Below are 12,806 nucleotides of genomic sequence, written 5' to 3' on the forward strand. Positions count from 1 at the left end.
GGCGCCGTCCCCGGCTTCAGGCCTGCTCCGCCTCCACCATTTCCGGCTCGATGAGATCCAGGAGCCGCAGCACCGCCGGATTGTCCGTTTCCTCATTCCAGGCGAGCTCCAGATCCACGCGGTTCAGCTCCTGCATGCCGTGCCGGCCGTCGATCTCGTGGAACTCCACTCCCGGCGGGGCGAAGGCCATGGCTGAGGCCGGCACCAGCGTCACCCCAAGGCCCGCCTGCACAAACGCCAGCAGCGCCGGGACCTGGCTGGCGTACTGGGTGATGTTGGCGTGGGCGCCGGCACTGGCAAACAGGCGGAGGACCAGGTCGTGGAAGTAGCGGGCCTCCTTGGTGGAGTACATCAGCAGCGGCCGCCGGTCCAGCGACCCCAAGGGCAACGGCTCCCCCGCGGGCGGCACAGAACTCCCCAGGATGGAGCTGCCCTCCGGCAGCGCCACCACCAGGCGGTCCTGCATCAGCGGCCGCGAAACCACCCCCGGCCGCGCCACGATGGGACGCAGCAGGCCAATATCCACGCTCCCCTTCACCAGGCCATCCATCTGGTCGGTGGAAACCAGCTCGCGCAGCACAAAGGAAACCCCCGGCATCCCCTCCGCCGCCCGTCGCAGCATCATCGGCAGTGCGCTCTGCCCGGCAATGGCGGTGTACCCCACCGTGATGGTGCCCGCATGGCCCGACGAAACCCGGCGGACGTCCATGTCCGTCTTAATACACATGTCCAGGATCTGCCGGGCCCGCGGCAACAGCGTGGCGCCGGCAGCCGTCAGCTCCACCTTCCGGCTGGTCCGGCTGAAGAGCAGCGTGCCCAGCTTCTTCTCGAGCATCTGGATCTGCCGGCTCAGGGGCGGCTGCGTCATGTTCAGCCGCTCAGCAGCGGCACCGAAATGAAGCTCCTCGGCAACGGCCACAAACGCCTCTAACTGGGGTAGTGAAAACATTCATACCTTTACTGGATGGTTGAGTGCAGAAGTTGGCTTGGACGTGTATTGATCCCTTCCCATATGGTCAGTGACCAGGACCACAATTAGCAAGCCAGCACCGACGTCGACGAGGACACTGATGAACCACCAGCCCGCAGGCCAGGATCACCACGCCCAGCTCAACCAGGCACGGATCACCGGAGTCACCATCACACCTGTGGCCTTCAAGGATCCCCCGCTCCTCAACACGGTGGGCGTGCACGAACCCTTCGCACTCCGGGCCATCGTAGAAGTCCACACCGACGCCGGCGTCTCAGGCTTCGGCGAAACCTACGGCGACGCCGGCCACATCGCCCGGCTCCAGCTTGCGGCTGCCGCCCTGCCCGGCAAGGACATCTTCAACGTCAATTCCATGCGCGGTGCCATAGAACAGGCCCTTCGGCTGGACACCATCCAGGGCGGCCACGGCATGAGTGGCATGGTCACCGGCTCCAGCACCGCGGACCGCGTGCTGTCCGCCTTTGACGTTGCAGCGTTGGACATTCAGGGCAAGCTTCTGGGCCGGCCGGTCAGCGACCTCCTCGGCGGCGCCGTCCGGGACGCCGTGCAGTTCAGCGGCTACCTGTTCTACAAGTGGCCGGGCCACCCCGGCCAGGCCGCGGACACCTGGGGCGAAGCACTGGACCCGGCCGGGATCGTCCGGCAGGCCCGGACCATGGTGGACCACTACGGGTTCGGTGCGCTCAAGCTGAAGGCCGGCGTCTTCCCGCCGGAAAAGGAGATCGCGGCCATGCAGGCCCTCCGTGACGAGTTCCCTGACCTGCCCCTGCGCATCGATCCCAATGCCGCATGGACAGTGGAAACCTCCATCCGGGTGGGCAAGGAACTCGACGGCGTGCTGGAATACCTCGAGGATCCCACCCCGGGCATCGAAGGCATGGCGGCCGTCCGCCGGCAGGTCGGGATGCCGCTGGCCACGAACATGTGCGTTGTCAGTTTCGCCGACGTTGCCCCTGCCGTTACAGCCGGCGCCGTGGACGTCATCCTGTCCGATCATCACTTCTGGGGCGGCCTGCGCCGCAGCCAGTTCCTGGCCGGAATCACAGAGACCTTCAGCTTGGGGCTGTCCATGCACTCGAACTCGCACCTGGGCATCAGCCTGGCCGCCATGGTCCACCTCGCGGCGGCCACCCCCAACCTCGACTACGCGTGCGACACCCACTGGCCCTGGAAGGACCCTGGCGAGGACGTCATCAAGGACGGCGTGCTGGCGTTCAAGGACGGGGCCGTCCAGGTCCCCACCGCGCCCGGCCTCGGCGTCGAGATAGACCGTGATGCCCTGGAACGGCTGCACCGGCAGTACCTCGAGTGCGGCATTCGCAGCCGGGACGACACCGGCTACATGCAGCGCCTCCACCCCGGCTACGAGCTCCAGAGTCCCCGCTGGTGAGCGCGCTCGGCCCTGCGGGTCCGGAAGCCCTGCGGATCGTCGTCACCGATCCCATCATCAGTAGGTTTGAGGACAGGTTGAAGTACGACGGCGGCGCGCACCACTGGGACATGGCGGCGGCATGGTCCCCTGAACGGCGACGCCGCGCGCTGGCAGGTGCCGACGTCGTCGTCTGCTCTTCCCTCACGGCCGCGGAAGCGGAGGCTGCCGGCAACCTTCGCCTCGTCCACGTGACCGGCGCCGGCTACGACAAGATCGCCCTCCCGCACCTGCCGCCCGCAGCCGCTGTGGCCAACACATTCCACCACGCACGGCCCATCGCCGAACACGTCCTGATGCTCACCCTGATGCTGACCCGCAACGTCGCCAGGGCGGACCGGGAGGTACGCAGCGGGCAGTGGCGGACCATTGCCACAGCTCCGGACGTCCCCTTCCACCCCGTCCTCGCCGACCTCACCCTGGGACTGGTGGGCCTCGGCTCCATCGGCGCGGAGGTGGCCCGGGTGGCCGCCCTCATGGGAATGAAAGTCCAGGCCGTCCGGCGCAACCCGGCCGCAGCCCTTCCCGAGGGGGTGCAGCTGGACTGGGTTGGCGGGAATCCGGAGCTGCACACGCTCCTGGGCAGCTCAGACGTCGTGGTGGTCACCGTGCCGCTGGACGAGGACACCAGGGGAATGATCGGGGAAGCCGAACTGGCTGCCATGAGAACCTCCGCCGTGCTGATCAATGTGGCACGTGGGCCAGTGGTGGACCAGGCCGCCCTCTATGCGGCCTTGAAGGACCGGCAGATCGCGGGGGCGGGCATCGACGTCTGGTGGGGAGCACCTGCCGACGGCGTGATCCCCCCGGCGGAGCTGCCGTTCACCTCGCTGGAGAACACCGTGCTGACGCCGCACCACTCCGGCCACGCCCGGATCACCTTTGAGCGCCGTGCTGGCGACATCGCCGCCAACATCGACCGCCTGGCCCGCGGCCTGGGGCTCAGCAACGTGGTCCGAAGTCCCATTCCGGCTGCTTGAAGCGTCCGGTTGCTTAGGCTGCCAGAAGCAACTGCAGAATCAGCAGGACGCTGCCCAGCGCGGAAGCGCCGAGGGCCAGCGCCTTGAGCCGCCGCGGATTGAGGAAGCGGTTGACGTAGCGCGAGGCGGCGTAGCCGGCAACAACAGCCGGAACCATCCACAGCGCCAGGACCAGCATCTGCGGGGTGACGGCACCGGCCAGCCACAACATTGTCATTGAGATAGTTGAGCCCACCATAAAGAAGGCGCTCATGGTGCCCCGCAGGCGTGGCCCCTCATGCCCCTGCCAGACGAGTGCCATGGGCGGGCCGCCGATGGACGTTGCCGTTCCCATGATTCCGGAGGCGGCGCCGGCGGCGATCAGGTTCACGCGCCGGGGCCGGGGTGCCCAGCCCCTGCCGGCCAGGACCAGGCCCGTGAGCACTACGGCCACCACCACCCAGGCCAGGCCTTCCTTTGAAGATACCGCCACCAGCCACGCACCCACGATGCTGCCGGGAAGCCTCCCTGCGAGCGCCCAGCCTGTTCCGCGCAGGTCGAGGCTCTGGCGCTCCGTCACGGTGACCATCACCGTGACCAGCAGGGCCAGGAGGATCAGGGTGGCCGGCAGCAGCGCCGGGTCGATGATGGCGATCACCGGCGCTGCCAGCATTCCCATACCGAAGCCGCTGGATGCCTGCAGGCAGGCGGCCAGGAAGATGATCCCGGCTATGACGGCGTATTCTGCGCCTGTCACAAGGCGCTGGCAGCAGCGCCGGTCAGGCCCTTGACGGAATCAAGCGGGAAGTGGCATTCCGCGCTGTGCCGCCTGCCGTCGGGGGCGGTGATGACCTGGGGTTCCGGCGATACTTCGGCGCAGATATCCTGTGCCTTCCAGCAGCGGGTGCGGAAGCGGCAGCCCGACGGCGGATCCAACGGTGAGGGCAGCTCGCCTTTGAGGACAATCCGGTCGCGCTTTGCCCCGCTGACGTCCAGCTTCGGGGACGCCGACATCAGGGCGGCGGTGTAAGGGTGGCGGGGATGGTCGAAGACCTCCTCGGTCTCCCCCGTTTCGATGATCCTGCCCAGATACATCACTGCCACCCGGTCCGCCACGTGCCGGACCACCGTGAGGTCGTGGGAGATAAAGATATAGGAGACACCGAGTTCACGCTGCAGCTCATTGAGCAGGTTCAGGACCTGCGCCTGGACCGACAGGTCCAGGGCGGACACCGGTTCATCGAGAATGATGACGTCCGGGTTCAGGGCCAGGGCGCGGGCGATACCGATCCGCTGGCGCTGGCCGCCGGAGAATTCCTGCGGCGACTTCCGGGCGTCCGACGGGCGCAGGCCCACCATCTGCAGCAGTTCGCTGACTCTCTCCTGGCGTTGCTTGGACGTCGGGTACAGGCTCCGGTGGGTGGCCCACGGTTCGGCGATGATGTCGCCGGCGCTCATCCGCGCGTTGAGGGATGCGAATGGGTCCTGGAAGACCATCTGCACCCGCCGCCGCCAGCCCAGCAGCTCCTTGCCGCGCAGCCCGAAGGGGTTGGTCCCCTCGAAGCTGACGGTTCCCTCATCCGGGGTTTCCAGCATCATCAGCGTGCGGGCCAGGGTGGACTTGCCGCACCCGGATTCGCCCACCAGCCCCAAGGTTTCCCCACGGCCCACGGTCAGGCTGATCCCGTCCAGGGCTTTGAGTTTGGTGTTGCCGCTGGCGCTTTTGGCCACGTGGAACGTTTTGGTCAGGCCCTCAATGGTCAATAGCGGCTCAGCCATTGTTAATCTCCTCGCTGAAGTGGCAGGCTGCGGCGCGGACTGGCCGTCCCTCCGCGCTGGTGGGCGTAACCGCCTGGCTGTCCTGGGCGGGTGCAACTCCGGCACCGGCCACAACGCCCGCGCCGGAGGCAGGCCGGGTCACAGGGCGGAGCGCCGGGCGCTCAGCCCGGCAGATAGCCTGCACCATAGGGCACCGCGACTGGTAGACGCAACCGGGTGGGATGTCGTGGAGCTCCGGCGGGCTGCCGGGAATCGACTTCAGCTCGGCGCCGCGTTCCAGGTGGACCGGGGACGGATTCGAGCAGCCCCTTTGTATAGGGATGGCGGGGGTCGGCGAACACTTCAGCCACCGGCCCGCTTTCCACCACGTTGCCGGCGTACATCACAGCGACGGAATCAGCCTCCTCCGCCACCACCGCGAGGTCGTGGGTAATGAGGATGACCGCCATCTGGCCCTCCTCGCGGAGCGTGCGCAGCAGCTGCATGATCTGTGCCTGGACGGTGACGTCCAGGGCTGTGGTGGGTTCGTCCGCGATCAGGAGGCGCGGATTGAGGGCCACGGCCATGGCGATGAGGATCCGCTGGCGCATGCCGCCGGAGAACTGGTGGGGGTAGGAGTTGACCCGGGACTCGGGCTCCGGAATGCCCACCCGCTTCATCAGGTCAATCGCTTCGAGCCGTGCCTGCTTGGCGTTCAGCCCGCGGTGGATGCGGAAGGCCTCGCCGAGCTGCGTCCCGACTGTATATACAGGGTTCAGTGCAGTGAGTGCGTCCTGGAAGACGATGCCCAGTTCCGGCCCGGCGAACTTCAGCCGTTCCTTGGGAGTCAGTGCCGCAAGGTCGGTGCCGTTGAGGACGATTTGGCCGTCTGCGAGGTCGCAGACCGGGTCCATGATTCCGGCCAGTGCCTTGGCGGTCATGGATTTGCCGCAGCCGGATTCACCGAGCAACGCCAGGGTTTCGCCGGCCCGGGCCTCGAACGCCACGCTGTTGACGGCGCGGATGGTGCCGCGGTGGGTGCGGATGTCCACGGCGAGATCTTGTACCTGCAGGACGACGTCGTGGGCGTTGCCCTGGGCCGCGCGCTTTCCGGCACGGGCCGTCGCTTTCACGGGAGCTTGTTCGGCAGCTGTTTTCACGGCTGTGCCTCCTTCGCTGGGATGCGGGCGATCAGCCGCTTACGGGGAAGTGCAAGGCGCCAGCGCTGTGCGGGATCGGTGGCAATGCGCAGCCAGGCGGCTAGGACGTTGGCGGCGATGGTGGTCACAACGATTGCCACGCCCGGGAAGATGGACAGCCACCATGCGGTCTGCAGGTACTGGCGGCCCTGCGAGACCATCAGGCCCCAGCTGACGTCCGGCGGCTGGATGCCGATGCCCAGGAAGCTGAGCGAGGACTCGGCGAGCATCACGTAGCAGAACTCAAGGGTTGCCAGGGTGAGCAGCGTCGGCAGCACCACCGGAATGACGTGCCGCACGATGATGGCGTTGGGCTTGGCACCGAAGGTGCGGGCCGCGTCCACGAACGTCCGGCTTTGCAGCTCGGCGGACTCGGCGCGTGCGGTGCGCAGGTAGATCGGGATGCGGGTGAGGGCCAGGATCAGGACGATGTTCGCAGCGGAGGGGCTGAAGACGTAAAGCACAACGACGGCGAGCAGCAGGGAGGGGAAGCTCATGATCACATCGGCGATGCGCATCGAGACGTTCTCCCGCCAGCCTCGGTGGTAGCCCGCCCAGACACCCCACAGGGAGCCGATCACCAGGGCCACGGCCACGGCCGGGAGGGCGACGGAGAGGGTGGTCCGGCTGGCCACCACCAGCCGTGCAAGCATGCTGCGGCCCAGGGAATCGCTGCCCAGGAAGTACTCCCAGCCGTGCGCCAGCGTGAACGGTGCCTTGTTGGCGAACAGCAGGTTCTGCTTGGTGGCCAGGTCCCCCATCAACGCCGGACCCACCAGTGCGGTCAGGCCGACAAAGAGCAGGACCAGCGCCGAGGCCGCCGCAAAGCGGTCCTTGAGCAGGAGCCGGAACAGGCCCGGCTTTCCACCCTTGGTGTCCTCAGCGTTTTTGGTGGGCGGTTGGGCGGCCGGCGGCTGCGGTGCCGCACCATCTGTCAGTGAGCTCGTCATGGTTACTCCTAGGCCTTGACCGTCACGGGACGGACGCGTGCGTCCAGCAGCGCGTAGCCCATGTCAATGAGGATGTTCAGGGCAAAGATGGCGACGGCGGTAAGCAGCACCGCTGCCTGCAGGACGGCGAAGTCCCGCTGCAGGATGGAGTCGATCATGAGCTTGCCGATGCCCGGCCAGCCGAAGATCGTTTCCACCACCACCGCGCCGTTCACCAGGCCCACGGTCAGGTCGCCGGCGACGGTCAGCGCCGGAGCAGCAGCGTTGCGCAGTGCGTGGTGGGTGACCACCCGCAGCTCGCCGGCACCCCGGCTGCGTGCCAGCTTGATGTATGGCTCGGAGAGCGCTGACACCATGGACCCGCGGACAATCTGCACCAGCACGCCGAACGGCCGCAGGAGCAGGGTGGCGATGGGCAGCACCCAGGCGCTGGCTCCCGACACACCGGATGTCGGCAGCCAGCCCAAGGTGATGGCAAAAATCCAGATCCCCACGATGGCCAGCCAGAAGTCGGGAATGGAAGCGGCAGCCATGGAGATGAAACTTGAGATGCGGTCCGCGATGCCGTTCGGCTTCAGTGCCGCCCAGCAGCCCACCACCAGGGCGAGCACCACGGCCAGCACCATGGTGGTGGCCGCAAGCTGCAGCGTTGCGGGGAAGGCCCGCAGTGCCATCGCGGCGGCGTCCTGCCCCGTGCGGAGCGACTGCCCGAAGTCCAGCCGCAGCACGCCGCCGAAGTAGTCCGTCATCTGGACCAGCAGGGGCTGGTCCAGGCCGTTGCGGGCCGTGAAGTCGTCCCGCATCTGCTGGGTTGCGTTCAGCGGCAGGTACAGGCTGGCCGGGTTTCCGGTCATCCTGGCGAGTGCGAACACCCCCACGATCACCACCACCAGCGGCAGGGCGCTGGAAACGATGCGCTTTCTCAAGTAGATCAGCATGGCTGTCCTTCTCTTCCCGAGGCCCGGGCTAGCTTGCCGGCGTCATTTCCGAGATGCGCAGCTCGTCACCGCTGGACGAGTTGGGCTTGTAGCTCAGGGACTTGGCAAGGCCGAGGATGCCCGTCTGGTGTGAGATGTGCGCGAACTGCACCACCTTGTCGTTCTGGTACGCAAAGATGTTCTCGAATTCCTTCTTGCGTTCGTCACCCGAGGCTGCATCGGCCTTCTTGATCATGGCGTCGAACGCGGGGGTGCCGAAGTAGCTCTGCGCTCCGGTGGAGAGCATGTACTGGTCCACGGTGAAGGCCGCGTCGCCGGCCTGGTTGCCGTGCTGCGTCATCAGGGCGACAGCTCCTTCATCCTCCGGGAACGGCCGAACCTGGTAGGTGAGGTGCTGGCTGGTTTCGAGCATCTTGAGCTTGACGTTCAGGCCTGCCTGGCTGAGCTGCTCCTGGAGCACCTGGGCCAGTTCAGTGATTTTGGGGAACTGGGCGCTGCGGACAACCAATGAAATCTGCGCGGAGGTGTCCACGCCGTCGGCCTTTGCTTCAGCCACCAGGGACTTGGCCTTGTCCAGGTCGAACGGCCAGCCCTTCAGCTCGGAGTTGTGGCCGACAATTCCTTCAGGAACCAACTGCGCGGCCACCTGGTGCTTGCCCTGATAGAGCGAGCTGACGATTCCTTCTTTATCGATGGCGAAGTTGACTGCCTGGCGGACCCGGATGTCGTTAAGCGGTGCCTCATTCGCGTCCATCCGCAGGGCTACGGTTTCGTTGTTCGGGTAGTCCACGCCGAGGTCGCCGATGTTGTCGTCCGGGCTTAGTCCCATGGCCACGTCCGCTTCACCGCTGGTGACCATCGCGGCACGCACGGAGCTTTCGGAGCGCCACTGGTATTCAGCCTTGGCGTATGCCGGCTTGTCACCCCAGTAACCGTCCCAGCTGGACAGGGTGATCTTCTGGCCGGCATCCCAGGTATCGATTTTGTACGGGCCGGTGCCGATGGGTTCCCGGACCTTTTCCGTGCTGCTCGTCGACGTCGGGACCACTTCAAGGAAGGAAAGCCGCAACGGCAGGATGGGATCCGGTTCGGGCGTGGTGACAGTAAGGGTGGTTGCGTCGACGGCCTTCACGGCGAGGTCAGCATCACCGAAGACGTAGCCCTCCACGTTGCAGCCCAGCTTTGAGTTGACGGCCCGTTCGATGGTGAAGGCTGCTGCCTCGGCATTGAAGGCAGTGCCATCCTGGAAGTTCACGCCTTCGCGCAGCTTGAGCGTCCATTCCGTGTCGCTGGTGGCCTTCCACTCGGTAGCGAGCTTGGGCTCCAGTTCGCCGCTTTGCGGGTTGCGTTCAATCAGCGGCTCGGTCACGTTCGAACGGACCACAACACCGGTGGAGGTCAGGTTCGATTCACACGCCTCCAGCGTGGGTGGTTCCTGGCTAAGGACTACGCGGACCGAATCGGTGGCGGCGGCTGCACCGCCGTCGTCCGTGTTGGCAACGGTGCAGCCGCTCAGGCCCAGCACCGCGACGGACGCCAGGGCTGGCCACTTGAGTACGGTGGCAAAGGGAAGCTTTGAAGAAGACATCTTTGGGTTCCTCCAGATCGATACTTACGGCAGCGGGACGCTCGTGTACCGGTGCAGAACACCGATAACAAGGGCTGTAAGGCCGCCGCGCTGGACTCAAGCTAATTGAGGTACCAGGGGTCCACAAGGAATTTGGGCGGCCCGCCAACCGGATGAAGGGGCGCGGGAGCCTGCAGGCGGCCGTGTGACGGTCCTCACTTGGAACGGTATTCCGCGCCAGTCCGCGGAACCGGCCGGATCGATACAGTTCCGGCATCGAACTATGCCAATTCCAAGTTGGACCTGTATGAGTGCCGAAACCTATGGTGCAGCTATGAAGAACATCGCCGTCCTCCAGGTAGGGCCACTTATGCCGATCGTCCAGGAATCGATAACGGAGGAATACGGTGCTGTCCGGCTGCCCGATCCGCCTGCGGAGCGGGAGGAGTTCCTGCGCAGCCGCGGCGGGTCCTTTGAGGTTGCGGTGACGTCCGGCAAGGTGGGCGTCGGCACTGAACTGATGCAGGCGCTGCCCAACCTCCGCGCGGTCATCAACTTCGGCGTGGGCTACGACACCACCGATGCTGCCCAGGCGTTTGAGCGTGGCATCACCGTCAGCAACACACCGGATGTCCTCAACGACTGTGTTGCGGATACGGCCATTGCCCTCTACGTCGATGTGCTGCGGGGAATCAGCGCCTCGGACCGATTCGTGCGGCGGGGGGACTGGCTGAGCAAAGGCAACTTCCCCCTGGCCACCAAGGCCAGCGGCAAAAAGGTAGGCATCCTCGGACTGGGCAGGATCGGAAAGGTCATTGCCAAAAGGCTGGAGGGGTTTGACTGCGAAATCAGCTATCACAGCCGGCACCCGGTGACGGGCGTCAGCTACCGGTACGAACCCTCACCCCGCGACCTGGCAGCTGGTTGTGACGTGCTGATCGTTGCAGCGGCAGGCGGCGCAGGCTCCGCGAAGCTGGTGGATGCGGAGGTGATCGCTGCCCTTGGACCCAGGGGCTACCTCATCAACATTGCCCGCGGGTCAGTGGTGGATGAAGAAGCCCTGGTGGCCGCACTGCTGGCGGGGAAACTGGCTGGCGCCGGACTTGATGTCTTCGCCGACGAACCCAAGGTTCCCGAAGACCTCCTGGCCCTGGACAATGTGGTCCTCCTGCCGCACCTCGGCAGCGGCACCCACGAGACACGGGCAGCCATGGCGGACCTGACCCTCGCCAATCTGCGAGCCTTTGCTGACAACGGTTCGGTTCTGACACCCGTGGAGCCGTGAGGACGAAAGCAAAAGAGCCCCGGTCTGTTGACCGGGGCTCTTCGTTTGCGTGCGCGAGGGGGGATTTGAACCCCCACACCCTTTCGGATACTGGCACCTGAAGCCAGCGCGTCTGCCGTTCCGCCACTCGCGCGCAACTTCCTTCACCGAATCCCGGCCGGTTTCCCGAACCGCAACCCTGTAAAAGCAGCGAGATCAAGCATAACGGACATTGGCCGGAAAACACCAATTGAGGTCCCAGGGCCCTGCCTAGCGCCATCGAAACCCGGGCAGGGACCGACCCGCGAGACGGCTCAAACCCCAGGCGGCCCGGCGCCGCGGTCAGCCCGATACCGAACTTTTGGCAGCGCCCGGCCGTTGTGGATTAAGGTCATTCACAGGCCTGCCCAGTAGTATCTGATGTAGGAGTGACTGCTGCACGCAGGCACACCGGCGGCTTAAGAACGTCACCGCAAGTGAACTTACGGAACGAAACTGCCCCGCAGCCGGGGGGAAAGGAGAAGAACCATGGGTCTGCTGGACAAAGTCGAGCGCGGCATCGAAAAGGCCGTCCGGGGTGTCTTCTCCACCGGCTCGCGCAACCAGGTTGAACCCGTGGAGATCGCCAGCAGGCTGCGCCGGGAAGTAGACCACAGGTCCCTTACCGTTGCCGCGGGCCGCACCTTGGTGCCGAACGTTTTTGATGTCCAACTCAGCGATGAGGACTTCAAACGGGCCCAGGAATGGGGTACACCGCTGGCCGAAGAACTTTGCGACGTGGTCATCAACCACGTCCGCAGCCAGGGCTACACCCTGCAGGGTTCGGTGCGGATCTCCTTCCGGCATGATGCGGAACTGCGGGCGGGTGACTTCGAGATCGTCTCCTTAACGGAGAAATCCAAGGGCGCTCCCGGCGGTGCTCCGCCCCGTCCCAACCTTCCCGCCGCTCCCAGCCGTCAGCCCGTCCGCCTGCAACCGATCCTGGACATCGACGGTCAGCGGTATTCACTCAACGCCCCGTCCATCGTGCTGGGCAGGTCCTCCGATGCGGACATCCTGGTGGAGGACACGGGCGTTTCCCGCCGGCACCTCGAGATTCGAACCGCCAATGGTGTCACCAGCGCAGTGGACATGGGTTCCACCAATGGGAGTTACGTGAACGGACACAAGGTTTCCGGAAGCACCGAACTCACTGACGGCTCCACAATCACGATGGGACGGACAAAGATCATTTTCCGCCTGCTTCCTGCCGGCCCTGGCGGCCACGCATGAGTGAACTGACCATCACCGCCCTGCGGTTCGGCTTCCTGCTCCTGCTCTGGGTGCTGATCTTCAGCATCGTTTCCGCAATGCGGCGCGACCTCATGGTGGGCCGCAAGGCCGCAGCCGGCGCGCCAACAGCCCGGCAGGTCCGCAAGAATCCCGAGCTTGCCGAAGAGCCGCCGCAGCCCGTAAAGCAGCAGGCCCGGCAACTGGCAGTTATCGAAGGCCCGCTCAAGGGACGGACACTCCCCTTGGCCTCAAGCCCCATCCTGCTGGGCCGTGCCCAGGAGGCCACCCTGGTCCTGGAGGATGACTACGCCTCCGGCCGTCACGCGAGACTGTTCCCGCAGGGCACCCGATGGTTCATCGAGGACCTTGGTTCAACCAACGGCACTTATCTGGCGGACCAGCAGCTTACCCGTGCCCTGCCTGTTGAGCTTGGCGTACCCGTGAGAATCGGCAAGACGGTCATCGAATTGAGGCCATAG

General features: G+C 65.6%; 12 protein-coding genes and 1 tRNA gene. 5 read left to right on the plus strand and 8 right to left on the minus strand.

Annotated features, from left to right (window positions below; translation table 11 throughout):
* Positions 1-16 precede the first annotated feature (16 nt).
* The gene (locus QFZ70_RS17720; RefSeq protein ID WP_307097492.1) at positions 17-949 is read right to left on the minus strand and encodes a LysR family transcriptional regulator; all 933 of its coding nucleotides are present in this window, start codon (positions 947-949) and stop codon (positions 17-19) included.
* 121 nt (positions 950-1,070) lie between these two features.
* Between QFZ70_RS17720 and QFZ70_RS17725 the strand changes: the two genes are divergently transcribed.
* Positions 1,071-2,381, plus strand: a complete 1,311-nt coding sequence (locus tag QFZ70_RS17725) for a glucarate dehydratase family protein (RefSeq protein ID WP_307097493.1) — start codon at positions 1,071-1,073, stop codon at positions 2,379-2,381.
* A complete protein-coding gene (locus QFZ70_RS17730) occupies positions 2,378-3,400 on the plus strand; it encodes a 2-hydroxyacid dehydrogenase (protein ID WP_307097495.1) in 1,023 nt (340 codons plus the stop codon). The genes QFZ70_RS17725 and QFZ70_RS17730 overlap by 4 nt, the downstream gene beginning before the upstream one ends.
* Before the next feature lie 13 nt (positions 3,401-3,413).
* Here QFZ70_RS17730 and QFZ70_RS17735 read toward each other — a convergent pair whose 3' ends face one another.
* The 6 genes from QFZ70_RS17735 to QFZ70_RS17765 all read right to left on the minus strand — a co-directional run bounded on the left by QFZ70_RS17735 (position 3,414) and on the right by QFZ70_RS17765 (position 9,812).
* The gene (locus QFZ70_RS17735) at positions 3,414-4,136 is read right to left on the minus strand and encodes a sulfite exporter TauE/SafE family protein (protein WP_307097497.1); all 723 of its coding nucleotides are present in this window, start codon (positions 4,134-4,136) and stop codon (positions 3,414-3,416) included.
* Positions 4,133-5,158, minus strand: a complete 1,026-nt coding sequence (locus tag QFZ70_RS17740; RefSeq protein ID WP_307097498.1) for an ABC transporter ATP-binding protein — start codon at positions 5,156-5,158, stop codon at positions 4,133-4,135. The genes QFZ70_RS17735 and QFZ70_RS17740 overlap by 4 nt, the downstream gene beginning before the upstream one ends.
* A 161-nt stretch (positions 5,159-5,319) precedes the next feature.
* Positions 5,320-6,297 (minus strand): ABC transporter ATP-binding protein, encoded by a 978-nt coding sequence (locus QFZ70_RS17750; RefSeq protein ID WP_307097499.1) that lies wholly within the window; start codon positions 6,295-6,297, stop codon positions 5,320-5,322.
* Positions 6,294-7,286: an ABC transporter permease gene (locus tag QFZ70_RS17755; protein ID WP_307097500.1), complete on the minus strand. Its 993-nt coding sequence runs from the start codon at positions 7,284-7,286 to the stop codon at positions 6,294-6,296. Before QFZ70_RS17755 ends, QFZ70_RS17750 begins: the two co-directional genes overlap by 4 nt.
* 8 nt (positions 7,287-7,294) lie before the next feature.
* Positions 7,295-8,224 (minus strand): ABC transporter permease, encoded by a 930-nt coding sequence (locus QFZ70_RS17760; RefSeq protein WP_307097501.1) that lies wholly within the window; start codon positions 8,222-8,224, stop codon positions 7,295-7,297.
* Positions 8,225-8,252: 28 nt separating this feature from the next.
* On the minus strand, positions 8,253-9,812 hold the full coding sequence (locus QFZ70_RS17765) for an ABC transporter substrate-binding protein (RefSeq protein ID WP_307097502.1): 1,560 nt from the start codon (positions 9,810-9,812) through the stop codon (positions 8,253-8,255).
* 313 nt (positions 9,813-10,125) lie between these two features.
* Here QFZ70_RS17765 and QFZ70_RS17770 point away from each other — a divergent pair, with 313 nt between their 5' ends.
* The gene (locus QFZ70_RS17770; protein ID WP_307097504.1) at positions 10,126-11,076 is read left to right on the plus strand and encodes a 2-hydroxyacid dehydrogenase; all 951 of its coding nucleotides are present in this window, start codon (positions 10,126-10,128) and stop codon (positions 11,074-11,076) included.
* 50 nt (positions 11,077-11,126) lie between these two features.
* On the opposite strand, the gene QFZ70_RS17775 is transcribed toward QFZ70_RS17770, so the two are convergent.
* Positions 11,127-11,209, minus strand: a tRNA-Leu gene (locus QFZ70_RS17775).
* 374 nt (positions 11,210-11,583) lie between these two features.
* Between QFZ70_RS17775 and QFZ70_RS17780 the strand changes: the two genes are divergently transcribed.
* Both QFZ70_RS17780 and QFZ70_RS17785 read left to right on the plus strand, forming a co-directional pair.
* Positions 11,584-12,327 (plus strand): DUF3662 and FHA domain-containing protein, encoded by a 744-nt coding sequence (locus QFZ70_RS17780; protein WP_307097506.1) that lies wholly within the window; start codon positions 11,584-11,586, stop codon positions 12,325-12,327.
* On the plus strand, positions 12,324-12,806 hold the full coding sequence (locus QFZ70_RS17785; protein ID WP_307097507.1) for an FHA domain-containing protein: 483 nt from the start codon (positions 12,324-12,326) through the stop codon (positions 12,804-12,806). Before QFZ70_RS17780 ends, QFZ70_RS17785 begins: the two co-directional genes overlap by 4 nt.

Source organism: Arthrobacter sp. V1I9 (assembly GCF_030817075.1).
Classification (GTDB): Bacteria; Actinomycetota; Actinomycetes; order Actinomycetales; family Micrococcaceae; genus Arthrobacter.